This window comes from Chromobacterium sphagni (assembly GCF_001855575.1).
Classification (GTDB): Bacteria; Pseudomonadota; Gammaproteobacteria; order Burkholderiales; family Chromobacteriaceae; genus Chromobacterium; species Chromobacterium sphagni.
Genome location: NZ_MKCS01000002.1, coordinates 110,031 through 132,741, shown reverse-complemented (window position 1 = coordinate 132,741; position 22,711 = coordinate 110,031). Strand labels below are relative to the sequence as shown.

23 protein-coding genes and 12 tRNA genes are annotated in these 22,711 nt (G+C 64.5%); 26 read left to right on the top strand and 9 right to left on the bottom strand.

The window, feature by feature from the left end; all coding sequences use genetic code 11:
- The first annotated feature begins 57 nt into the window (after positions 1–57).
- The 14 genes from BI347_RS16455 (at position 58) to BI347_RS16390 (ending at position 4,620) form a co-directional block, all read left to right on the top strand.
- Positions 58–133, top strand: a tRNA-Val gene (locus tag BI347_RS16455).
- Positions 134–143: 10 nt separating this feature from the next.
- Positions 144–220 (top strand) — tRNA-Asp (locus BI347_RS16450).
- 27 nt (positions 221–247) lie between these two features.
- A tRNA-Val gene (locus BI347_RS16445) sits at positions 248–323 on the top strand.
- Positions 324–333: 10 nt separating this feature from the next.
- Positions 334–410, top strand: a tRNA-Asp gene (locus BI347_RS16440).
- Positions 411–437: 27 nt separating this feature from the next.
- Positions 438–513 (top strand) — tRNA-Val (locus BI347_RS16435).
- Positions 514–523: 10 nt separating this feature from the next.
- Positions 524–600, top strand: a tRNA-Asp gene (locus tag BI347_RS16430).
- Positions 601–627: 27 nt separating this feature from the next.
- Positions 628–703, top strand: a tRNA-Val gene (locus BI347_RS16425).
- A gap of 11 nt (positions 704–714) precedes the next feature.
- A tRNA-Asp gene (locus BI347_RS16420) sits at positions 715–791 on the top strand.
- 27 nt (positions 792–818) lie between these two features.
- A tRNA-Val gene (locus tag BI347_RS16415) sits at positions 819–894 on the top strand.
- Between the two features lie 11 nt (positions 895–905).
- Positions 906–982, top strand: a tRNA-Asp gene (locus BI347_RS16410).
- Between the two features lie 27 nt (positions 983–1,009).
- Positions 1,010–1,085: transfer RNA gene (locus BI347_RS16405), tRNA-Val, on the top strand.
- An 11-nt stretch (positions 1,086–1,096) separates the two neighbouring features.
- Positions 1,097–1,173, top strand: a tRNA-Asp gene (locus tag BI347_RS16400).
- A gap of 174 nt (positions 1,174–1,347) precedes the next feature.
- On the top strand, positions 1,348–2,892 hold the full coding sequence (locus BI347_RS16395) for a FecR family protein (protein WP_071116498.1): 1,545 nt from the start codon (positions 1,348–1,350) through the stop codon (positions 2,890–2,892).
- 75 nt (positions 2,893–2,967) lie between these two features.
- Entirely contained in the window at positions 2,968–4,620 is a 1,653-nt protein-coding gene (locus BI347_RS16390) for a CHASE2 domain-containing protein (protein ID WP_071116497.1), read from the top strand.
- Between the two features lie 72 nt (positions 4,621–4,692).
- Here BI347_RS16390 and BI347_RS16385 read toward each other — a convergent pair whose 3' ends face one another.
- The 5 genes from BI347_RS16385 to pmbA form a co-directional block, all read right to left on the bottom strand.
- The gene (locus BI347_RS16385; protein WP_239690927.1) at positions 4,693–5,175 is read right to left on the bottom strand and encodes a disulfide bond formation protein B; all 483 of its coding nucleotides are present in this window, start codon (positions 5,173–5,175) and stop codon (positions 4,693–4,695) included.
- Positions 5,176–5,276: 101 nt separating this feature from the next.
- Positions 5,277–6,416, bottom strand: a complete 1,140-nt coding sequence (locus tag BI347_RS16380; RefSeq protein ID WP_071114080.1) for a patatin-like phospholipase family protein — start codon at positions 6,414–6,416, stop codon at positions 5,277–5,279.
- An 83-nt stretch (positions 6,417–6,499) separates the two neighbouring features.
- Positions 6,500–7,399: a DNA-3-methyladenine glycosylase family protein gene (locus BI347_RS16375; RefSeq protein WP_071114081.1), complete on the bottom strand. Its 900-nt coding sequence runs from the start codon at positions 7,397–7,399 to the stop codon at positions 6,500–6,502.
- Entirely contained in the window at positions 7,399–8,046 is a 648-nt protein-coding gene (alkB, locus tag BI347_RS16370) for a DNA oxidative demethylase AlkB (protein ID WP_071116495.1), read from the bottom strand. The genes BI347_RS16375 and alkB overlap by 1 nt, the downstream gene beginning before the upstream one ends.
- Entirely contained in the window at positions 8,043–9,386 is a 1,344-nt protein-coding gene (pmbA, locus tag BI347_RS16365; RefSeq protein ID WP_071116494.1) for a metalloprotease PmbA, read from the bottom strand. The genes alkB and pmbA overlap by 4 nt, the downstream gene beginning before the upstream one ends.
- An 83-nt stretch (positions 9,387–9,469) precedes the next feature.
- Here pmbA and yjgA point away from each other — a divergent pair, with 83 nt between their 5' ends.
- The 5 genes from yjgA to BI347_RS16340 all read left to right on the top strand — a co-directional run bounded on the left by yjgA (position 9,470) and on the right by BI347_RS16340 (position 12,737).
- Positions 9,470–10,024: a ribosome biogenesis factor YjgA gene (gene yjgA, locus BI347_RS16360; RefSeq protein ID WP_071116493.1), complete on the top strand. Its 555-nt coding sequence runs from the start codon at positions 9,470–9,472 to the stop codon at positions 10,022–10,024.
- Positions 10,024–10,602: a molybdopterin adenylyltransferase gene (gene mog / locus BI347_RS16355; RefSeq protein ID WP_071114667.1), complete on the top strand. Its 579-nt coding sequence runs from the start codon at positions 10,024–10,026 to the stop codon at positions 10,600–10,602. Before yjgA ends, mog begins: the two co-directional genes overlap by 1 nt.
- Positions 10,599–11,549: a YheT family hydrolase gene (locus BI347_RS16350; RefSeq protein ID WP_071114668.1), complete on the top strand. Its 951-nt coding sequence runs from the start codon at positions 10,599–10,601 to the stop codon at positions 11,547–11,549. Before mog ends, BI347_RS16350 begins: the two co-directional genes overlap by 4 nt.
- A gap of 82 nt (positions 11,550–11,631) precedes the next feature.
- Positions 11,632–12,147, top strand: a complete 516-nt coding sequence (locus BI347_RS16345; RefSeq protein ID WP_071116492.1) for a PaaI family thioesterase — start codon at positions 11,632–11,634, stop codon at positions 12,145–12,147.
- A 26-nt stretch (positions 12,148–12,173) separates the two neighbouring features.
- Complete coding sequence (locus tag BI347_RS16340; protein WP_071114670.1) at positions 12,174–12,737, top strand: hypothetical protein; 564 nt, start codon at positions 12,174–12,176, stop codon at positions 12,735–12,737.
- Between the two features lie 7 nt (positions 12,738–12,744).
- On the opposite strand, the gene BI347_RS16335 is transcribed toward BI347_RS16340, so the two are convergent.
- A complete protein-coding gene (locus BI347_RS16335) occupies positions 12,745–13,839 on the bottom strand; it encodes an HD-GYP domain-containing protein (protein ID WP_239690926.1) in 1,095 nt (364 codons plus the stop codon).
- A 207-nt stretch (positions 13,840–14,046) separates the two neighbouring features.
- Here BI347_RS16335 and BI347_RS16330 point away from each other — a divergent pair, with 207 nt between their 5' ends.
- Complete coding sequence (locus BI347_RS16330) at positions 14,047–14,892, top strand: dienelactone hydrolase family protein (RefSeq protein ID WP_071114672.1); 846 nt, start codon at positions 14,047–14,049, stop codon at positions 14,890–14,892.
- 10 nt (positions 14,893–14,902) lie between these two features.
- Here the strand turns inward: BI347_RS16330 and BI347_RS16325 are convergent, their stop codons facing one another.
- Entirely contained in the window at positions 14,903–16,015 is a 1,113-nt protein-coding gene (locus BI347_RS16325; protein WP_071114673.1) for an HD domain-containing phosphohydrolase, read from the bottom strand.
- 298 nt (positions 16,016–16,313) lie between these two features.
- Between BI347_RS16325 and BI347_RS16320 the strand changes: the two genes are divergently transcribed.
- Positions 16,314–16,517: a cold-shock protein gene (locus BI347_RS16320; RefSeq protein ID WP_043626664.1), complete on the top strand. Its 204-nt coding sequence runs from the start codon at positions 16,314–16,316 to the stop codon at positions 16,515–16,517.
- A gap of 99 nt (positions 16,518–16,616) precedes the next feature.
- Positions 16,617–17,171 carry a DUF1415 domain-containing protein gene (locus BI347_RS16315; RefSeq protein WP_071114674.1) on the top strand — a complete coding sequence of 185 codons (555 nt, stop codon included), beginning with the start codon at positions 16,617–16,619 and terminating at the stop codon, positions 17,169–17,171.
- Between the two features lie 66 nt (positions 17,172–17,237).
- Here the strand turns inward: BI347_RS16315 and BI347_RS16310 are convergent, their stop codons facing one another.
- A complete protein-coding gene (locus BI347_RS16310) occupies positions 17,238–17,807 on the bottom strand; it encodes a lysophospholipid acyltransferase family protein (RefSeq protein ID WP_071114675.1) in 570 nt (189 codons plus the stop codon).
- 309 nt (positions 17,808–18,116) lie between these two features.
- Here BI347_RS16310 and BI347_RS16305 point away from each other — a divergent pair, with 309 nt between their 5' ends.
- From BI347_RS16305 to msrB, 4 genes are all read left to right on the top strand, one after another.
- Positions 18,117–18,344 (top strand): glycine zipper 2TM domain-containing protein, encoded by a 228-nt coding sequence (locus tag BI347_RS16305; protein WP_071114676.1) that lies wholly within the window; start codon positions 18,117–18,119, stop codon positions 18,342–18,344.
- 109 nt (positions 18,345–18,453) lie between these two features.
- A complete protein-coding gene (locus BI347_RS16300; RefSeq protein WP_071114677.1) occupies positions 18,454–19,803 on the top strand; it encodes a deoxyguanosinetriphosphate triphosphohydrolase in 1,350 nt (449 codons plus the stop codon).
- Positions 19,804–19,822: 19 nt separating this feature from the next.
- Positions 19,823–20,467 carry a histidine phosphatase family protein gene (locus BI347_RS16295; RefSeq protein ID WP_071114678.1) on the top strand — a complete coding sequence of 215 codons (645 nt, stop codon included), beginning with the start codon at positions 19,823–19,825 and terminating at the stop codon, positions 20,465–20,467.
- Positions 20,468–20,563: 96 nt separating this feature from the next.
- Complete coding sequence (gene msrB / locus BI347_RS16290) at positions 20,564–20,962, top strand: peptide-methionine (R)-S-oxide reductase MsrB (protein ID WP_071114679.1); 399 nt, start codon at positions 20,564–20,566, stop codon at positions 20,960–20,962.
- A 495-nt stretch (positions 20,963–21,457) separates the two neighbouring features.
- On the opposite strand, the gene BI347_RS16285 is transcribed toward msrB, so the two are convergent.
- Positions 21,458–22,654 (bottom strand): MFS transporter, encoded by a 1,197-nt coding sequence (locus tag BI347_RS16285; RefSeq protein ID WP_167359419.1) that lies wholly within the window; start codon positions 22,652–22,654, stop codon positions 21,458–21,460.
- Positions 22,655–22,711 lie beyond the last annotated feature (57 nt).

Below are 22,711 nucleotides of genomic sequence, written 5' to 3'. Positions count from 1 at the left end.
TAAACCCTGTGCTTTAATTCGCCTCCTCGCCGAAACACACACGGCGAAACGAATTCAGGGCGTTTAGCTCAGTTGGTAGAGCGTCTGCCTTACAAGCAGAATGTCGGCGGTTCGACTCCGTCAACGCCCACCAGTTTGCGGTTGGAGTGGTAGTTCAGTTGGTTAGAATACCGGCCTGTCACGCCGGGGGTCGCGGGTTCGAGTCCCGTCCACTCCGCCAACAGTTACAAGTGATGTACACGTTTTCGGGCGTTTAGCTCAGTTGGTAGAGCGTCTGCCTTACAAGCAGAATGTCGGCGGTTCGACTCCGTCAACGCCCACCAGTTTGCGGTTGGAGTGGTAGTTCAGTTGGTTAGAATACCGGCCTGTCACGCCGGGGGTCGCGGGTTCGAGTCCCGTCCACTCCGCCAACAGTTACAAGTGATGTACACGTTTTCGGGCGTTTAGCTCAGTTGGTAGAGCGTCTGCCTTACAAGCAGAATGTCGGCGGTTCGACTCCGTCAACGCCCACCAGTTTGCGGTTGGAGTGGTAGTTCAGTTGGTTAGAATACCGGCCTGTCACGCCGGGGGTCGCGGGTTCGAGTCCCGTCCACTCCGCCAACAGTTACAAGTGATGTACACGTTTTCGGGCGTTTAGCTCAGTTGGTAGAGCGTCTGCCTTACAAGCAGAATGTCGGCGGTTCGACTCCGTCAACGCCCACCAGGTTTACGGTTGGAGTGGTAGTTCAGTTGGTTAGAATACCGGCCTGTCACGCCGGGGGTCGCGGGTTCGAGTCCCGTCCACTCCGCCAACAGTTACAAGTGATGTACACGTTTTCGGGCGTTTAGCTCAGTTGGTAGAGCGTCTGCCTTACAAGCAGAATGTCGGCGGTTCGACTCCGTCAACGCCCACCAGGTTTACGGTTGGAGTGGTAGTTCAGTTGGTTAGAATACCGGCCTGTCACGCCGGGGGTCGCGGGTTCGAGTCCCGTCCACTCCGCCAACAGTTACAAGTGATGTACACGTTTTCGGGCGTTTAGCTCAGTTGGTAGAGCGTCTGCCTTACAAGCAGAATGTCGGCGGTTCGACTCCGTCAACGCCCACCAGGTTTACGGTTGGAGTGGTAGTTCAGTTGGTTAGAATACCGGCCTGTCACGCCGGGGGTCGCGGGTTCGAGTCCCGTCCACTCCGCCAAAAATAAGAAAAGCAGCCTACGGGCTGCTTTTTTGCGTTTCCACCAACGAGTACCGCTTTTCGCCCTCCCCCCCTGCCGCGAAAATAATTCCATAGGCATGGAAAGTCGGGTTGCCAAACCTCTCCGCGGCGGTAATACTGTCTGACTTTACACATTTAACATCAAGAGATTACATGACAAGCAAGGCAATCCTGCTGGCGCTCTGCCTGCCCTGTACCACCGCCATCGCCAGCACGACCGCCGACACCGCCATCTGGCAGTACCGGGTGCAAGCCGGCGATACGCTCTGGTCGCTGGCATCCCAACACCTGCTCTCCCCCAGCTACGTTCCCATGCTGCAGGCGCAGAACCACATCGCCAATCCCTACAAGCTGCCGCCAGGCAGCGTGCTCAACATCCCCTACGCCTGGGTCAAGCAGGATGTCGCCGATGCGGTGCTGGACGATATGTCCGGCAAGGTCGGCGCACAGGGACGCAACGGCGCCACCCTGAACCTGGTGCGCGGCCAGCACTATCCCAGCGGCACCCGTTTTTCCACCGGCAGCGACGCGATGCTGCGGCTGAAATTCCAGGACGGCTCCACCCTGGTGCTCAACGCCAACACCACGCTGACGCTGGAAAACCAAGCCTATTACCCCAGCACCGGCGCCATTCAGTCGCAGAGTCAGCTGGACCAGGGCAGCACCGGCAGCTCGGTGATACCGAATCTGCTGATGCCCAGCCGCTACCGCATCCAGACGCCGTCCGCCGTCACCACCGTGCGCGGCACCGAATTTCGCGTGCGCAGCGAAAGCCGCGAAGACACCGCCGCCGAAGTGCTGCGCGGCAAGGTGAATGTCCTCGGCCAGCAAGGCGAAGTCGACGTGCCCGCCGGCTTCGGCAGCCGCGGCACATCCGGCAACGGCCAACCGGTCGCCCTGCCCGTCGCCCCGGCGCTGAACGGCTTGCCGCAAAGCTCGGAATTCAACCCTCCGCCGCTGCGCTGGCAGGCGGCGGCCGGAGAAACCGGCTATCACCTATCCATCAATCAAAGCTCCAGCAGCCAGGCCTTGCTGCTGGAGCGCGACAGCGCATCCGCCGCTTTCTTCCCGCCGCTTGCGCAAAACGGCAAGTATCGCCTGACCGCGCGCGCCATCAATGCCGCCGGCCTGCAAGGCTTCGACAGCCAGCGCGAATTCACCTTGCGCGCCCACCCGCTGCCGCCCTTGCTGGTCGCCAGCCTCGGGCCGCAGCAACAACGCGGCCAATCGTTCACGCTGCGCAGCAGCGCCGACGCCAGCCATCCGGCCTGGCTGCAGGTGGCGCGGGATCCCGGCTTTCAGCAATTGCTGTTCGACGGCCGCGTCGCCCAACCCAGCCTGACGCTGAAACTGCCGGCCCAGGGCGCCTGGCACTGGCGCGCGGCCTCCATCGCCGACGACGGCGCGCTCGGCCCCTACAGCGATGCCCAGACCCTGGTGGTGACGGGCTGGCTGGTTCTGCCCGACATCCGGCCCGACGCGCTCGCCACCCGGCGCTACCCGCTGCCCGACGCCCGCTACACGCTATCATTGCGCCGCGCGGGCCAGGCCGGAGCGCCGCTGCTGCAACTCACTTCGGACCAGCCGCTCTGGCCGTTGCGCGACTTGCCGCGCGGCCGTTTTGCCGTCACCATCCACATTGACGACAACAATGGCTACCATGCCGAAGAGCAATACCCATCGCTCGACCTGCCGTGAAGCCGGCGCCTGCCAAGGCCATCCGGCTGCAGCCATGCCCGCGCGCCGAGCACGGGTCCGATCCGGAAAAGATGAATGCACGCCCCCACCCTTCCCAGGCTAGCCCGGCTGGCGCCGCTGCTGCTGGCCATTCTGGGTTTGCTGCTGATAGGCAGCCAGTTGCTGAACCGGCTGGACTTCTGGCTGTACGACGGCCTCATCCGCAGCCAGCTCAAACATGACGACCACAGCGGCATCACCGTCATCGCCATCGATGAAAAAAGCCTGGCCGAACTGGGCCGCTGGCCCTGGCCGCGCGCCTACCATGCCCAGTTGCTGGACAAGCTGCTGCATGCCCGCGCGATTGGACTGGACATCGCCATCGTCGAACCCTCGACCCAGCCCGAAGCCGACCAGCACCTGGCCGACGCCATCCGCCGCAACGGCAAGGTCATCGGTCCGGTTTTTCCGGAGATGCAGGGCCACCGGCTGGTGGAAACCCGGCCGCTGCCGCTGCTGGCCAGCGCCATGGCCGGCCTGGGCCATACCGACTACGAGCAGGACGAAGACGGAATCATACGGCGCGCCTATCTGCAGGCCGGCCTGGGCAGCCCGCGCCATCCCAGCTTTGCCGGCGCGGTCAGCCAACTGGCCCGCGGCATTCGGCCGGCTCCGGCTCCGGCTCCGCCGCCGCCTGCGCTCTCCGGCCTTGCCTGGTACCGCGCGCAGGCGGTGATGGTGCCGTTCAGCAACGGCGCGCGCCCCTACCAGACGGTTTCCTATTCGGACGCGCTCAACCGGCTGCCCGCGGACAGTTTCGCCAACCGCATCGTATTGATCGGCGCCACCGCCACCGGGCTGGGCGACAGCCACCTGACGCCGCTGTCGGCCAACAACCGCGGCCTGTCCGGCGTGGAGATCAACGCCTTCATGCTGCACGGCCTGATGGAGCATCCGCCGGTCACGCCGCTGGATCCTGGCTGGAAAGCCCTGCTGAGCGCGTTGATCCTGCTGCTGGCCGACTGGCGGCTGGCGCGGCAAAGTTCGCCGCGCCGCCTGCTGGCCAGCTACGCGCTGGCGGCGCTGGCCATCCTGTGCGGTTCCGCCATGGCGCTGTATCTGGGGCGGATCTGGCTGGGAGGCAGCGTAGCCGCGCTGCTGCTGCTGCTAGCCGGCATCCTGCGCTTCGTCGCCAGCCTGTCGCGGCTGCATACGCTGGCGATGACCGACAGCCTGACCGGCTTGCACAACCGCCGCCACTTCGACGCGACCTTCGCCGCGGCGCTGGCGGAACACCAGCGCCGCAACTGGCCGCTGGCGCTGCTGATCGTCGACCTGGACAACTTCAAGGGTTACAACGATCACTACGGCCATTACGCCGGCGACGAAGTGCTGCAACAAACCGCCCGCGCGCTGCGCAAATGCTTCCGCCGCAACGACGAGACGGTGGCGCGGCTGGGCGGCGAGGAGTTCGGCATCCTGCTGGAACGCCGCCAGCCGGAACAGGCGCTTGCCGCCGCGGAGCGCTTCTGCCGCCATCTGGAAGGCCTCGCCATGCCGCATGCCGCCAGCCCGCAGGGAACGGTCACCTGCAGCATAGGCCTGACCGCGCGCCATCCGGCCGAGGACACCACTCGCAGCCTGTTTGAAGACGCCGACCAAGCGCTGTACCTGGCCAAGGGCGAAGGCCGCAACCGGGTGCGCCTGGCCCGCCCGGACCAAGCCGCCGCGCAAGCCTCCCCGCCCTGACGGCCGCTCAGCGGCGCCCATAAGGAAAATGCCGCCCAAACGGGCGGCATCGAAACGGCAATCGCGCAGCGCTCAGCGGCGGCGCCACACCAGGCGCAGCGTCCAGACGATGACGCCGACGAAAAACACCGCCACCCAGAACGGCATGCTCATGCCCAGGAAGGTACCCTGTATCGTGGCGCATTCACCGCTGCCTTTGAGCACCTTGGACAATACCTGCCACAAGGGGAAGGACTCCATCAGGAATTCCAGCCCAGGCCCGCATTGCGGCACCTGGTCCGCCGGCAGGCTCTGCAGCCACAGCTGGCGCAACGACACGCCGCTGCCGGCCAACGCCGCCAGCACCACCAGCCCGCCCCACACCTTGGCGCCGGCGCGCCGCGGATTATGCAAAGCCGCCAGCAAGGCCAGCGTGCCCGCCGCCATCACGCCGATGCGCTGCAGGATGCACAGTGGGCACGGCTCCTCCCCCAACTGATATTGCGCATACAGGGCAAACGCCATCGCGCCGGCGCAGGCCGCCGCCACCAGCAGAAAGCCCTGCCTGTTCGTCATATTCAAACCCATCCCCTCAGCCTTTCCTTGTATGTCTACCGCGTTAACGCAGTGTAAACGGAAAAGCTGAGATTTTGACAGCCTCGCAAAGTTCCGCGCGGCTAAAGTTCCAGAAACTGGCTGATCGCCTCTTTCTGCTGCAGGGTATCGCGGTAGCCCAGCGCGATCAGCTCGCGGCAGTAGCCCGGCTCGAACAACAGGTAGGTGGCCAGCGCCGTGCCACGCTGGCGGGTGGCGCCGGTGCCTTTCATGATGAAGCGCAGGATGGGTGGAAACAGGTGGGTATGGCGGTAGACGATGCCCTCCAGCGACTTGCTGGGATTGAGCTGGAATATCTCCACTCGTTTCAGCTGGGTCTGGCTAGCCAGCGCCTCGTTGCTTTGCAACAGGGAAACCGTGTGGTTGACCCGCGTCAGCCGTTCCATGTCCACCGCCATGCTGTCGATGAACACGCTGTTGAGCAGGTGGCCGAAAATCTGCGCCGGCATCGGATACGCGCCGCTGTTGCGCCGCTCGATGATGTCCGGCCGCTGGCTGGCCAGCCCCACCACGAACAGCTTCTCCGCCCCCAGATGCAGGGCCGGCGACAACGGCGACAACTGCCGCACCGCGCCATCGCAATAAAACTTCTCGCCTATCCGCACCGAAGGGAAGATCAACGGGATGGCGGCGGTAGCCATCAGGTGGTCCAGCCCTATCCTCTCGCGTATGCCCAGCCGCTGGTAGCGCGTCCACTCCTCCAGCGTTTCCAGCCCCTGGAAAAACGTCACCGACATGCCGGTGGTGTAACAGGATGCGGTCAGCGCCAGCGCCTGCAGGCAGCCGTTGTCGATTGAATGCTCGATGCCGCCGAACTGCATGGTGCGGGCCAGCATCTCCCGCAGTGGGGCATTGTCGAGGAAGCTTTGCGGATTGGGCCAGGCATGGCCGGCGCTCATCAGCGAAATGCCGAAATGCAGGAAGGTCTTGAAGAAATAGCCGGCGCTGGCATCGTACACATCCTGGATGTGCAGCTGCTTCCACACCTTGGCCAGCGTGGCCACGGCGAGCTGGTAGTTGGCGGCGCCGGAAGCCAGCGCCACCGCGTTGATGGCGCCGGCCGAAGTGCCGCAGATGATGGGGAAGGGATTCTTGGCCGGATCAGGCAGCAGCTTGGAGATGCCCAGCAGGACACCCACCTGGTAAGCCGCGCGAGCGCCCCCTCCCGACAATACCAAACCGATTCTGCTCGGCCTGTGCATGACAGCCTCTTTCCGCGCGTCTTATTTGTTCTATTAGAGATAGTCAAAAACGCAGCGCAGCAGCAAGCCGCACATCGGCAGAATCAGAAACCCCCGGCCTGCAGCAACGCCCACAAATGCGCGGCCACCAGCGCCCGCCACGGCGAAAAGTCCTGCAGCCAGCGCTGCGCCTGCGGCTGCGACACCTTGTCCGGCAGACCCAGCGTCATCTGCATCGCCCGCCGCACCGCCACATCGCCATGCAATGAGCCATCCAGCCAGCCATAACCGCGCAGCAAGGCGTAGCTGACCGTCCACGGCCCGATTCCCGGCACCGCGAGCAAGCGCTCGGATATCTCCTCAACCGGCACGCCATCCAGCCAGGCATCCAGCGGCAGCGCGCCCGCCGCCGCATCCCGGCTCAAGGCCAGGATGGCGCGGCTCTTGGCGTGGGAAAAGCCGGCCTGTCCCAGTTGGTCGGCGTCCAGTCCGGCCAGCCGCGCGGCGTCCGGGTGGCACAGCAGGCCGGAGGAATGGCGGCAATCGCATAATTGCAGCATGCGCCGGCGTATGCTCACCGCCGCCTGCACGCTGATCTGCTGGCCGGTGATCGCCCATGCCAGCGCCTCGAACGGAAAGGCCGTCTGCGGCACCCGCAAGCCCGGCCGCGCGGCGATCAGCCGGCCCAGTTGCGGGTGCGCGCCATACTGCCGCTCAAACGCCTCCACCGGCTGGTCCAGGCCCAGCATGCGCCGGCCCAGGCTGGCCAGCCGCCCGGCGTCGTCCGCCGCGGCAGCGCCGTCGATGGCCAGCGACAGCCGAGCCGCCCCTGGCTGGAAGCGCAGTTCGAGACAGGACGGCAAGCCCCGCCACAGCAGCCCCTTCTTCAGGCCGTGATCGTCCACCTGTTCGGCCAGCCGCTCGCCGTCGCGGCGGTGGAAGGCCAGAATATCTTCCGGACGGAAGTTCTCCGGCAGAGGAATGTCACAGCGGGAAACGGACATCAGCGCGCCTTGCGGAAAGTGAGATTGACGCGGCGTTCGCCCAACAGCGGGTGGATACCGGGCTTGACCGGCTGCACGCCGTGGAAACGCATGCGGTCCTCCGCCCCCCATACCAGCACGTCGCCATGATGCAGCGCAATCTTCAACGCGCGGTCGGCGCGGCGCAGGCCGCCCAGCAAAAACACCGCCGGCAGGCCCAATGACACCGACACGATGGGCGCTGCGAAATCGCGCTCGTCCTTGTCCTGGTGCAGGCCCATGCGGGCGCCGGGCAGGTAGCAGTTGATCAGGCAGGCATCGGGCAGGAAGCCGGGAAATCCGGCAGCCGCGGCGGCGCCCTGCGCCAATTGCCGGAACCGCTCCGGCATGCGCGGCCAGGGCTGGCCGTTTTGCGGATCCGCTGCGGCATAGCGGTAACCATGGCGGTCGGACACCCAGCCCCAGTCGCCACAGCTACTGGTCTGCACCGACATGTTCTGGCCGCCGGGCGTCGCCATGCCGCGCAGCGGCGCCAGGCGGATGATTTCGCCAATTGCGGCGCACAAATCGGCATCCTGCGCACAGGCCCAGCCATGCAGCAAAACAGTGCCGGGTGCCAGCCGCTCCACCCAAGCGCCGTCGTCCGGCGCGAACAGGTCGCCGCTCACTCCTCGCCAGCCACCATCATGCTGCCGATCAGCACCGAGCCCATGCGGCGGCCGCCGCGGTCCAGCACGTCGGTGCCGATCGCCTCGATGCGCTGGAACATCTCGCCCAGGTGGCCGGCAATGGTGATTTCCTCCACCGGGTAGGCGATCACGCCGTTCTCCACCCAGAAGCCGGCTGCGCCGCGCGAATAGTCGCCGGTAACGGTGTTGACGCCCTGACCCAGCAGCTCGGTCACCAGCAGGCCGCTACCCATCTGCGACAGCAACTCCTGGAAGCTTTCGCCAGTGGAGTGGACGATCAGGTTGTGGGCGCCGCCGGCGTTGCCGGTGGTCTGCATTCCCAATTTGCGCGCCGAATAGCTGGAGAGCAGATAACCCTGCAGCACGCCCTCGTCCACCAATCGGCGCGACTGCGTCGCCACGCCTTCATTGTCGAACGAACTGCTGGCCAGGCCGCGCAGCAGGAACGGGTCTTCGTCAATCACCACCTGCTTCGACATCACCGGCTTGCCGAGGGAGTCCAGCAGGAAGGACGATTTGCGGTACAGGCTGCCGCCGCTGATGGCGGCGGTCAGGTGGCCGATCAGCGACATCGCCACCGGCGCCTCGAACAGCACCGGATACTGGCCGGTCTTCACCCGGCGGCCGCCCAGGCGGCGCACCGCGCGCTCGCCAGCGATGCGGCCGATCTCCTCCACCGGCGCCAGATCGTCGCGGTGGCGGGCGGAGGAGTACCAATAGTCGCGCTGCATCACGCCGCCCTCTTCGGCCACCACCGCCGCCGACAGGCTGTGGCGGCTGCTGGCAAAACCGCCGCGGAAGCCATGGCTGTTGGCGTAGACGAACTGGCTGGCCTGCACCGACACGCTGGCGCCTTCTGAGTTGCTGATGCGCGCGTCCACCGCGCGGGCGCTGTCCTCGCAGCGGCGCGCCAGCTCTATCGCCTGCTCCACCGGCAGCTGCCATGGATGGAACAGGTCCAGATCGGACAAATCGTCCGCCAGCAGCTGCGGATCGGCCAGGCCGGAGCAATCGTCCTTCGCCGTGTAGCGGGCGATGTCCAGCGCCGCGCGCACGGTGTCGGCCAGCGCCTGTTCGGAAAAGTCGGAGGTGTTGGCGTGGCCCTTTTTCTGTCCCAGATAAACGGTGACGCTGACACCTTTATCCTGGTTGTATTCTATGGTCTCCACTTCGGCCAGACGCACGCTGACCGACTGGCCGACGCCTTCGGAAACATCGGCTTCTGCGGCGCTGGCGCCATGCTGGCGCGCCAGTTCGAGAACGCGGGCGGCAATGCCGTTCAGCGTGTCGGAACTGAAACTGAATGTCTTATCTGCCATAGTATCTTTCGGAATGGTGGAAACGGCCCGCAGCCTTTTCCGGTATCATACCAGCCTTGAAAACCGAGTGAGACCTAGCAACAATGAGCGACTACCAGAACGACGGCCAGGATGACGGCTTTGTCAGCAAATCCCAGCGCAAGCGCGATATGGACGCGCTGCAGGATCTGGGTAGCGAACTGGTCGAGCTGTCCAAGGATACGCTGAAGAAAATGGCGCTGCCGGAGGATTTGCTCTCCGCGCTGCTGGAGCACAAGCGCCTGACCGCCCATGGCGCCATCCGCCGCCAGCTGCAATACATCGGCAAGCTGATGCGCAATGTCGATCCCGAACCGATCCAGCAATACCTGCAGATCCTCAAGGGCGAATCGTCCGAACACATCTCCTGGCAAAAACTGCTGGAGCGCTGGCGCGACAAGCTGATGGCCGACGACGCCAACCAGCCGCTGTTCCTGCAAAGCTTTCCCGAGACCGACCCCAAGCAGCTGCATTCGCTGGTGCGCCAGTCGCGCAAGGAAAAGCAGGATAACAAGCCGCCCAAGTCCTACCGCCAGTTGTACCAGCTGATCAAGGAACAGATCCCCGAGCCGGGCAAGCCGCGCATCTGGCAAAAGGACGAGGAAAAGGACGACGAGTGATGCTAAAGATAGGCCTGGTTTCCATTTCCGACCGCGCAAGCCAGGGCGTCTACCAGGACAAGGGCCTGCCGGCCCTGCAGGACTGGCTGGCGCGCGCGCTGGCCACGCCGTTTGAAACCGTCTGCCGGCTGATACCCGACGAGCAGCCCGGCATCGAAGCCGCGCTCAAGGCGCTGGTGGACGACGAAGGCTGCCAGTTGGTGCTCACCACCGGCGGCACCGGCCCGGCGCCGCGCGACGTCACGCCGGACGCCACGCTGGCGGTGGCCGACCGCGAAATGCCCGGCTTCGGCGAACAAATGCGCCAGATCAGCCTGAAGTTCGTGCCCACCGCCATCCTGTCGCGCCAGACAGGGGTGATCCGCAAGCAGAGCCTGATCCTCAACCTGCCCGGCCAGCCCAAGGCGATCCAGGAAACGCTGGAAGGCCTGCGCCGCCAGGACGGCAGCGTGGAGGTGCCCGGCATCTTCGCCGCCGTGCCCTACTGCCTGGACCTGATCGGCGCGCCCTGGATCGAAACCCATGAAGCGGTGGTGAAGGCCTTCCGCCCCAAATCCGCCGTCAAGCCGGCGCCATGAGCTATCACGCCCCACGCTGGCTGCGCGGCGGCCATGCCCAGACCATCTGGCCGGCGCTGGCGGTGAAGGTGGAGCCGCCGCGCTACCGGCGCGAGCTGTGGGACACGCCGGACGGCGGCCGCATCGCGCTGGATTTCGTCGACGGCGAAGCCGGCGCGCCGCTGGTGGTGTTGTTCCACGGCCTGGAAGGCAGCAGCGCCAGCCATTACGCCAAGGCGCTGATGCAAGCAGTGGCCAAGCGCGGCTGGCACGGCGTGGTGTCGCATTTCCGCGGCTGCGGCGGCGTGGACAATGCCTTGCCGCGCGGCTATCACGCCGGCGACGCTGCCGAAGTGCGCTGGATACTGCAACGGCTGGCGCTAAGCTTTGCCCAGCTGGCCGCGGTGGGCGTTTCGCTGGGCGGCAGCATGCTGCTCAACTACTTGGCCGAAGAAGGCGACGCCGCGCTGCCCTGCGCCGCCGCCGCCGTCTCCGCCCCGCTGGACTTAGTGGCCGCCAGCAGCCGGCTGGACCAGGGCCTGGGCAAGCTGCTTTACACCCGCATGTTCATGGACACCCTCAAGCCCAAGGCGATGGCCTCGCTGCAGCGCCATCCCGGCCTGTTCGATGCCGGCCAGCTGCGCCGCGCCCGCACCTTCATCGAATTCGACAACCTGATCACCGCGCCGCTGCACGGCTTCGGCACCGCGCTCAACTACTGGCAGCAGGCCAGCAGCAAGCCCAGGCTACGCCAGATCACCCGCCCTACCCTGCTGCTCAACGCCCGCAACGATCCCTTCCTGCCGGAAAGCGCGCTGCCGGCGGCGGAACAGGTGGCCGACTGCGTCACCCTGGACTTTCCGCGGGACGGCGGCCACGTCGGCTTCGCCACCGGCCCCTTCCCCGGCCGGATAGACTGGCTGCCGCAGCGGATACTAGGCTTCATCGGCCCGCATCTGAAAACATGACCGCCGGCCACCCATGTCAATGACATTGACAATCCGGCGGCGATGGCGGCAAGGTTGGGCCTGCCCCCCCCAAGAGGCCATCATGACCAAATCATCTCCGGAAACGCAACGCAGCCGCACCTTCAGCTGGCAGGACCCGCACATTGGCGCCGACGCCGCCAGAGGCCTCAGCGGCCTGGACTATCTGCTCGCCATGCAGGAGCAACGGATACCGCCGCCGCCGGTGATGGAAATGATGGGCTTCGAATTTGTGCGCGCCACGCCCGGCGCGGTGGAGTTCGCCTTCCTGCCGCACGAATCGCACTACAACCCCATCGGCACCGTGCATGGGGGCGTGATCAGCACGCTGCTGGATTCGGCGATGGGCTGCAGCGTGCAATCGCTGCTACCGCTGGGCAAGGGCTACACTACGCTGGAATTAAAGGTGAATTTCGTCCGCGCGGTTACGCTCGCAAGCGGCCGGATGCGCTGCCACGGCACCATCATCCATTCCGGCGGCCGCATGGCCACCGCCGAAGGCAAGCTGCTTGACGAAAGCGGCAAGCTATACGCGCACACCACCACCACCTGCATGATTTTCGACGCGCCAGCGCGCTGACATCCCCTAGAAAAAGGAGCCATCCTATGCGCCGACTGCTGCTGGGAATCTGCATCGTTCTGCTGGCAGGCTGCACCTCGATGGCTACTCGGCTGAACGGCTCGCTGACGCCGCCGCCGGGCCAGGCCTACGCCATCCTGTCCCTCACCGGCAAAGCCTTCAACCCGGACAGCGCCAGCGTCGGCCTGAGCGTCCGCGACCAGCAAGGCCGCGTAGTCGCGGAGGACATCGCCAGCCTGATCACCGACACGGTGTTCGGCGAGGAAGGCATGTCGCCGGTGGAGGGCAAGCTGGTGCTGCTCACCCTGCCGCCGGGCGATTACACGCTGGCCGGCGTCTGGGGCCACTGGGCAGAGGACGGCGTCTTCGGCTCCGATCTGAAAATCAGGCAGTTCAAGCTGAACGCGCCCTTCCATCTGAATGCCGGGGAAACCGTCTACCTGGGCCAGGTGCAGCTGGAAATGTCCTTTCTGCCCGAGGTCAAGCTGAGCGACGAGCGCAAACGCGACTTCGGCCACATGCGCCGGGTATGGAAGATACCGGACCTGAGCCAGGTGGCGGCGCGGCCGCTGGCCGAACCGGGCAAGTAGGCATCGTTCAGGGCTTGTACCACAGCTTGTACAGATACGCCGGCTTGGTGGCCGCGCTGGCCGCCGCCACTGGCTCCAGCACCTGGTAGGCCGGCTGGCGGCTGTCGCGCAGCAGCGGGTCGGCGTAGGGCGGGCCATCCAGCTTGCGCAGCGCCGCCACCCTGGGAGTATTGGCCTTGTCGCCGCGGTGGGTGACGATGGCCACTTCATTGCTCGCCAGCAGCACGAAGCTGCCAGGCGGATAAATGCCCAACTCCTTCACCAACAGCGACACATGCTGCGGCGGAAACACGCCCAGCTCGCCGCGGAACAGGCTACCCAGCACCAGGGCCGGCAGCTGCGGCTGCGGCTGGTGCACGCAGCCGCACACCAGATCCACCATCTGCAGCAGGATGGCGTCCGGTTCGATCTCCTGGCCCGCCAAGCCTTGTGGATACCCGTCGCCGTCCAGCTGCTCGTGGTGCTGCTGCACCAGCAGGTGCCAACACTCATCCACCACCCCTGCCTCGCGCAGCATGGCCGACCCCAGCGCGGGATGGGCGAACATCAATTCCTGCTGCTCGGCGCTCATCGGCTCCATCTGCCTGGCAAGTTGGTTGAGCAGGCCGGTAATGGCCAGATTCATGCTGAGCGCGGCGCACAACATCGGGCGCAGCTCCGCGTCGGACAGGCCCAGGCGCCGGCCCAGGACCACCAGTATCGCCGCCACGTGCACGCTCTGCGCGCTGCCTATGTCCTGGTAAGGCAGCAGGAACACACTGGCCAGGACGCCGTCCGGATGGCGCCGGCTGATGTTCAGCAGCCCCTCCGCCATGTCCAGCAGGCTGCCGGCCAGATCGCGCACCGCCAGGCCATGCTGCAGCACCCCCTCGGCCCGGCGCAGCAGGAAAGCCATCTCCTGCAAGGGATTCGCGCTGTTGCGCAGCTGCTCGGCCTCTTTCTCCCGCATTGCAACGCGTTCCAGCCGCTCGCGCTCCAGCCTGGCCTCGACCTCATCGCTTTCGCCATGGCCCAGCCTGGCAAGGCGGTCGCGCTGCTCCTCGGTCAGCACGTAATAGCCACGCTTCAGCAGCAGCACGCCATTCTTGGCGTACACGTCCACTGGCGTCTGCTGGCCCGCACGCAAAAAGTTGCGTGGAAGTTTTACCTTTGGAGACGAATCCGTCATATTCCACTTGCTAAGGTTGCGCCGGTGGAATACCGGCGGGAGCTTTCAATATTGCTTATCGCAGCCAATAGCGCCTTATTCAAGCTTTGCGCGCGGCATCCCATCGCGATCCGGCTGCGCCCCCATCAGGAGAACCAACACATGAGCGACAAGGACCACGCCCTCCCCCGCCGCAGCTTCCTGGCCGGCGCCGGCACCCTGGGCTTCGCGCTGGCGGTGCAGCCCATCGCCGCCAGCACCATCATGACCGACAGCCAGTCGCTGCAGACCGGCGTCCCGGCGATCGATACCGGCAGCGGAACGATGGCCGGCTATTACGCCCGGCCGGCGCAGACCGGCGGCCCGCTGCCGCTGGTGATCGTGATTCAGGAAATCTTCGGCGTGCACGAGCACATCAAGGACTTGTGTCGCCGGCTCGCCAAGCATGGCTACCTTGCCGTGGCGCCGGAATTGTACTTCCGCCACGGCAATCCGGCGCAGGCGCCTGACACCGACACCCTGCTGCGCGACATCGTCGCCAAGGTGCCGGACGGCGAAGTGCAGAGCGACCTGGACGCCACCTGGCGCTGGGCCGGCACGCACGGCGCCGATCTGCAGCGCGCCGCCGTCACCGGCTTTTGCTGGGGCGGGCGCCAGAGCTGGCTGTACGCCGCGCGCAACCCGGCGCTGAAGGCCGCCGCAGCCTGGTACGGCAAGCTGGAGGGACCGGTCACCGACAACATGCCGCGCCATCCCTTGGACATAGTGGCGGATCTGAAAGTGCCGGTGCTGGGCCTGTACGGCGCCCAGGACCAGAGCATTCCGGTTGCCTCGGTGGAGAAGATGCGCGCCGCGCTGAAGCTGGCTGGCAAGGACAGCGACATCGTGATCTACCCGGATGCCGGCCACGGCTTCAACGCCGACTACCGCCCCGGCTACAATCCGAAAGACGCTCAGGACGGTTGGCAGAAAATGCTGGACTGGTTCGCCCGCCACGGCGCGCGCTGAGCGGCGCCGATCAGCGTCCGCCCACAGCATGGCGCACTTCCAGCCGGGCACGGATCACCTGATTGAACAACTGCAGCCATGCGGGGTCGAACTGCCTCTCCGAGGCATTGAGCTCGGCCACCGCCCGCAGCATGGAGCGGCGCTGGCCCTGCAGCGCGTGTTTAAGCATCACCGACTCGAACGCGTCCACCAGGGCCAACAGGCGGGCACCCTCGCAGATGTCGCCGCCGGACAGGCCATTGGGATAACCCTTGCCATCCGGCGTCTCGTGGTGCTGGCGCACCATCTTGGCGGCGTCCTCCCAACCCGGCATCCGCTCGAGCAAACCCGCAGCCCAGCCCGGGTGGGCCGACATCTGCTGCCGCTCCTCATCGCTCATGCGGCCCACTTTCAGCCACAGCGCCTCCGGCAACAGCATCATGCCGATATCGTGCATGTACACCGCCGCCGCCAGCTGCTCCATGTTCAGGGGCTGGCTGGACAGGTTGTTGGCTTCCAGCGCCAGCGCCAGGTTGCGCTCGGTACGGCCCGAGAACGGCGGTAGCCGCTGCTCCAGCTGCAAGGCCAGGGTGCGGAAAAACTGCAGATCGGCCAGACGTCGCTCGGAACGGCTGCCGGTCATCGCCACTTCGCCGCTGTCCGACGCGCCTCCCGCCGTACCCATCATATTGGCCACCAGCTTGGCGCAGGCCTGCGGCACTTCCGTCACGCCCAGCACCGGCAACTTCTCCAGCACCGCCAGGATGGTGGGCAGATGCAGATCGTCCAGCGATTCGCCGTGGGCCACCGCGTCCAGCGCCAGCACCAGCCGGTCCAGCACCAGCATCAGCATGTCGCCTATCACCTCCAGATAAGGCAGCTCGCCCTGCCTCACCCGGCCGAGCAGGCTTTCCAGCGCATGCAGGTAGGGTTCGATGAAGTACACTTGGCACAGGCTGGCATCACCCTTGATGCTGTGCAGGATGCGGAACAATTGGGCGATCCGTTCTTCATTGTCGTCGCCATCGCTCATCCTCCACACCAGTTGCTCCAGCTGCGGCGCATAATCCGACACCGCGTCGCGGAAGTCCTGGAAACCCATCGGATCGACAATTTCAGGCACCACCGATTGCTTGGCCATCATGGCTCCCCCACCCGCTCTTGATTTATTCAGTATATGCAACTCACGCCGCGCCGCACGCTCGGCGCAGCCCGGCCAAGAAAATGTAAACGTCTGCGTACAACATATTAAATATTCGTAAAAACAGGCGATTCCTGAAGAAAATGCTTGCCATGGGCGGCAACAAGAGGCACTATCCCACCCGCAGGATGCTCAAGTTGTGGATGTGTAGTTGTCGTAGTGGCATAGGCCGTACCTCAGTCGCCATTTCCCTTGATCTTCGTGCATTTTATTCAACTGCTCGTTTTGAGGATTTAACAAAATGGCAACTGGTACCGTTAAGTGGTTTAACGACTCCAAAGGTTTTGGCTTCATCACCCCGGACGAAGGCGGCGACGACGTGTTCGCTCACTTCTCCCAGATCAATGCCAAAGGCTTCCGCACCCTGGCTGAAAACCAGCGCGTAAGCTTCGACATCGTCGACGGCCCCAAGGGCAAGCAAGCCTCCAACATCCAGCCGGTGTAATCTCCCTAGCGAGATCATCAGCCTGATGAAAACCCGGATTTAATCCGGGTTTTTTGCGTTTGCGGCCCACTGCCGCGCCATCCGCCACCGGAGCCATCCATGTCCGCCAACCATGAAACCGTGATCGCAGCCACCCGAGAATGGCTGGAGAAAGCCGTGATCGGCCTCAACCTCTGCCCCTTCGCCAAAGCCGTGTACGTGAAGAACCAGGTGCGCATCAAGGTGAGCGAGGCCGCCAATCCCCAGCAACTGGCCGAGGAGCTGGCCGAGGAGCTGCAGCTGCTGGCCCAGGCCGATCCCGAGGAAATCGACACCACGCTGCTGGTGCATCCCAAGACGCTGCAACGCTTCCTCGACTTCAACGACTTCTTCGACATCACCGACGCCATCGTCGGCGAGCTGCAACTGGAAGGCGTGCTGCAAGTGGCCAGCTTCCATCCCAAATTCCAGTTTGAGGGCACCGGCATAAACGATGTCGAGAACTACACCAACCGTTCTCCCTATCCCACGCTGCACCTGATCCGCGAGGAAAGCCTGGACCGCGCGGTGGCGGCCTTCCCCAACGCGGAAGACATCTACGAGCGCAATATCGAAACCGTGCAACAGCTCGGCGTGGCCGGCTGGAAGGCATTGTTCGATCCCAAGGCCGACTGAATCCGCCCGGCCATGCAAAACGGCGCCGTCCCGGGACCGCGCCGTTTTGCCACTCTCATTCGTTTTTCAGCCGGGATAACGCCCCACCTTGTCGGCATAAAAAGCGCGAATGAGCGGCATGTCGCGCTCGACATCGCCGCTGGGCATGAACATCGGCCCAAAGCCGCCTTCCTTTCGGCTGTAGTCCAGATAGGCCAACGCAATCGGCACCCTGGCGCCGTGGGCGATATGATAAAAACCGGTCTTCCACTCCTTCACCGCCCGGCGCGTGCCCTCGGGCGGGATCGCCACCACCAGCCGGCTGCTGCGGCCGTAGACGTCCACCATCTGCTGCACCAGCGAATTGTTCTGATGGCGCGTCACCGGAATGCCGCCCAGCCAGCGCATCACCGGCCCCATCGGCCCCTTGAACAAGGTGTGCTTACCCATCCAGTAGATTTTGGCGCGCGAGGCGAAGCACAAGCCCAGCGTGATGGGGAAGTCCCAGTTGCTGGTATGCGGCGCGCCTATCATCACGTACTTGTCCAGCAGCGGGAACTCGCCCTTCAGCTTCCAGCCGCTGAGCTTGAGCAACAGGATGGACAGCACGCGGAACACGTCGCGGACGATGGGAGTATCGAAAATGGTGAAATGCATGGCAGCCCTGAGCAGCGGCACCGCCCAGCGCGCAAGAACCCGCGTGGCAAGCGCAGCCCCAGCGTCGGAGCAAGCGCCAAACACGTGGAAAAACGCTGAACTGTACTAAATAAAACTATGACGGTAAAGGCAGTATCGACCCGATTCCCGCCTTTGGCCGGCAAATTTCCACGCCGGCTTGCCAAAGCCTAGCCGCAAGCCGGAAAACCGCGCGCCGCGCCGCATAACAATCGGTAACACAGATGCCGGAACTGTAGCGATCACGCTCTGCCAAAGTGCTATATGTCACTCACTTGACGGCAGGACAACATGAACACCACCCTTAGCAAATCCAGCGCCAAACTGGCCGCCACCGCGCTCATCGCCATCAGCCTGCTCTCCGGCTGCGCCAATATGTCCCATCGCCAGCAGAACACCGCCATCGGCGCGGCGGCCGGCGCAGTATTGGGATCGGTGCTGACCGGCGGCGGCACCGTGGGCACACTGGGCGGCGCCGCCATCGGCGGCGTGATCGGCCACCAGACCGGCCGGCATTAAGACCAAGCCCCCGAACAGAGCCAGCGCCCCGCTGGCTCTTTTGTTTTACGGCCTTAGCCCATATCATCGGCAGGGAATATCCAACCTGGGCCACGCCATGAATCCAAGCATGAACTGGGAGCAACTGCTCTCCACCCGCCGCTTCAAGATCATTCAGGGCGAAGTGAAGGAAACCCGCACTCCTGCCACGCTGGAAGGCGGCTCCGGACTGCGCACCGACTTCCATATCGACCACGACCGCGTGGTGTTCTCCAGCGCCTTCCGCCGCCTGGGCCGCAAAACCCAGGTGCACCCGCTGGCCCGCCACGACCACACCCACAACCGCCTCACCCATAGCGTGGAGGTGGCCAGCGTCGGCCGCAGCCTGGGCAACCGCGTCGGCGTGATGCTGGAGCACGACGGCCTGCTGCCGGCCGGCTACACCCCGCACGACATCGGCGCGGTGGTGCAGGTGGCCTGCCTGGCGCACGACATCGGCAACCCGCCGTTTGGCCATACCGGCGAAGACGCCTTGCGCGACTGGTTCCGCGCCGAGCGCAACGCCCACTGGCTGGTCGGCCTGTCCGCGGAAGAAATCCGCGACGTGCAAACCTACGAAGGCAACGCCCACGGCCTGCGCATGCTGGCTTCGCTGGAAATGTACGCCGGAGAAGGCGGCATGCGCCTCACCGCCGCCGCGCTGGGCACCCTGATCAAATATCCGTGGACATCCGACGCGCCGCCGGCCCGCGAACGCGACAAGTTCAACCTCTACCGCACCGAACTGCCCTATTTCGAACGGGTGGCGGACGAACTGGGCCTGCTCCGACACGGTCCGCTGCAATGGAGCCGCCACCCGCTGTCCTACCTGATGGAAGCGGCCGACGACATCTGCTACGCGATACTGGATCTGGAAGACGCGGTGGAGATTGGCATCCTGGACTTCAAGGAGTTCGAGACGCTGTTCTCCAGCTTCTCCGAGCACGAGCGGGTATGGGGCATCCACGACATCCGCCAGAAGTGCGGCACCCTGCGCGGCGTGGCGATAGGCCGCTGCGTCACCGAGGTGGCAGAAAAATTCATGCTGCACCACCGCTCGCTGCTGCACGGCGAATTCCCGGCCAAAGACCTGATCAATATGTGCGACAAATCGGTGCAGGAGGCGCTGTTGCAGGCCAAGGACCTGGCCAGCACCAAGGTGTACCGCCACCGCACCAAGCTGGTGACCGAGCTGGCCTCCTACCCCTGCATCGCCACCATCCTGGACGTGCTGGTGCCGGCGGTGCACGCCACCATCAGCCGCCAGGGCAAGGACCTGACCCCGCGCGAACACCTGGCGATAGGCCTGCTGGACGGCCATATTCAAACAGGCGACAGCCTCTACCAGGCCTATATGAAGGTATTGGACTTCGTCGGCGCGATGACCGACAACTACGCCGCCAACCTGGCGCGCGAACTGTCCGGCGTCGGCATCCTGTAAACATCAACGAAAGGCAAAGATGACTCAGCCCGTCACCCGCTTCTGCCTGGTTCGCCACGGCGAAACCGACTGGAACCGCGAATACCGGCTGCAAGGCCATACCGACATCCCGCTCAACGACACCGGCCTGGAACAGGCCGCCCAGCTGGCCCAAGCCTTTTGGCCCGGCCGCCACCGCTTCGACGCGCTCTACGTCAGCGATCTCACCCGCACCCGCCAGACCGCCGCGCCACTGGCAAACAAGCTTCAGCTCTCCCCCCATTACACACCGCAGCTGCGCGAGCGCCACATGGGCGCGCTGCAGGGCCTCACCTATGCCGAGGCGGCGGAGCGCATCCCGGACATCTACCAGCGCCAGCAGGCGCGCGATCCGGACTACGACCTGGCCGGCGGCGAAAGCCTCAACCGCTTCAGCCGCCGCATTCTGGACGGCTTCGCCAGCATCGCCGCCATGCACCCCGGCCAGAGCGTGCTGGCGGTCACCCATGGCGGCGTGCTGGACATCCTGTACCGCGCCGCCACCGCCAAGCCGCTGCGGGACAAACGCGACTTCCCCATCCCCAACGCCGCGCTGAACTGGCTGGACTACCGGGATGGACAATGGACGCTGCAGCGCTGGGCCGATGAATCGCACCTATCCGGCGCGCTGGACGAAATCCAGTAAGAAAGCCGCGCCGCGCCCGACCAAACCATACGCCAGCCCGACCCGCATCCGGGCCGGAACCGCCGCCAGCGGCGGCAGACATCAAGGGAAAACAGCATGACCATCCAGAAAACCGACCAGCAATGGCGCGAACAGCTCACGCCAGAACAATACCGCGTGGCCCGCCAGGCCGGCACCGAACGGCCATTCAGCGGCGAACACTACCGCCACAACAAGCCCGGCGACTACCACTGTCTCTGCTGCGGCACGCTGCTGTTCCACAGCGACGCCAAGTTCGACGCCGGCTGCGGCTGGCCCAGCTTCTACGCCGAAGCCGCCGGCGCCAACATCCGCCGCATCACCGACACCAGCCACGGCATGGTGCGCGTGGAAGTGCGCTGCTCCCATTGCGACGCCCACCTGGGCCACGTGTTTCCCGACGGACCGGAGCCAACCGGCGAGCGTTATTGCATCAATTCCGTGTGCATGACGTTCAAGGAGGGCGGCAAGGTGTAGGTTTTGTAGGTTTTCAGAGTTATTGAAAACTCTGTGCACATAGTTGAAATTGCACCAACATAGGGCATAACCTTTACTGGTTATGCCCTTGCTTATTTGTCGCCCTATTCTCCGCGCTGTCCACCAACGCGCCGCGCTGAGCCGGCTTCATCTTTTCCAGACGAGAACCGGATCGAAAAAAAGAAATACGCCCCAGCCAGCCGCGCAATGCGGAAGGATTTTCCCTTCATGTAAACACCCGCGCCGACAATGCCCCTGCCAAGCGACCATTCCGCGGAAACGCATGCGCTGCGACAGCTCCTTTTGCAAACAAAGATGTCGCTGTCGAAACGCGCCCCGCGAAATCCATTGGCATTTATTCCGCATTGCTGATTGCCTTCGCCACTGCGCCCGGCCCGTCAGCCCTGATGGAAAATGCCAAAAAAATGGCGATGGGCGTGTTTTTTCAACAACACATCTCTCATGCCGACACGCCCGGACAGACTGGCGGGACGATCATGCCCGCTCGGGACCCGCCAGCATCGGCCGAAACCCCAACAGGGAAGTCGCGATCTGCGCCAGCAACAGCAGACACAGCAACACGGCGGCGTTTTGCCAGTCGCCATCATTCGCCGCGCCGCCCAGAGCCGCTATCATCAGCGTCGCGCCAATATTGCCCATCAGCCAGAAAATGGCTGTCGCCATGCCGGAGCGCCGCCGCCCAGCGATGCAAGCCACCCTCCCAAGCAGCAAAGGCAGCGGCGACAGCAACGCCGCTCCGATGATCAGCCCGGCAAACGCCAGCAATGGAAACCAGCCGCTGTAAAACAGGCACAACGTGCCAAATCCGGCAGCCAGCGCGGCTGCCGAAAGCACGCGCCCGGCAGTGGCTCCGGCTCGAATCAAGGCCATGATCAGCGCCGCGCCCCCCATTCCGCCAGCCAGCATGAAGACCACCACCAGTCCCGATGTCTGCGCATCCACGCCTCGCCGCGCCAAAATCGGCTCCAACCAGGTGGTGATGGCGGAAAAATAGCCATTGGTCAGAAAAATCATCATCAATACCGCCATGAAGGACGGCGTGCGGATGAGAGCCAGGCTATCCGTCCACAAGGAGCGGCCAATCGGCTCATGCCCGGCATCCAGGCCGGCAGGCAAATGGTCATGCGGCACATACGCGAAAGTCAGGATGGCTATCGCCCCGAACAAAACGACATCCAGCCACAAAGAACCGCCCACATTCCCCGGCTCCGTCAATGGCACCAGCACGAAAGCTGCGCCGATTCCCAGAAAAATGACCATGCTGGACAAGGCGGACACTCTGTCGCGCTCGCTGGGTGGAAACCAGACCAGCATCAGTTTGACCAGCAAAGACATGGTCAAAGGCTGGACAAAGCCGAACAGCAGCTGGCCAGCCAGCAAAAACGCGTACTGCGGCTGCGCCACGCGGATAAACGCCGCCGACAGCATGGCGGCGGCAGTCATTCTCAAGCAGGCGCGCACCGACAACCGGTCCACCATGCCGCCGCCGGGTAAGGCCAAGGGCAAGGCCAGCGCGGTGACAGCCAGCGACAACGCGGCCACCTGGCGATAGCTAATGCCGTAACTGGACGCCACTAGGTCGGTAATGGGGGCGAAACGCATCCACTGGAATTGCGTCATCGCCAGCATGGCGGAGTAGATGCACAAAATACGATAGCGGGTTGGAATCATGTATCGGCTTCCCAACAAGGCCCAACGGAAGGCGGAGCGTATCCGCGGAGACATTCT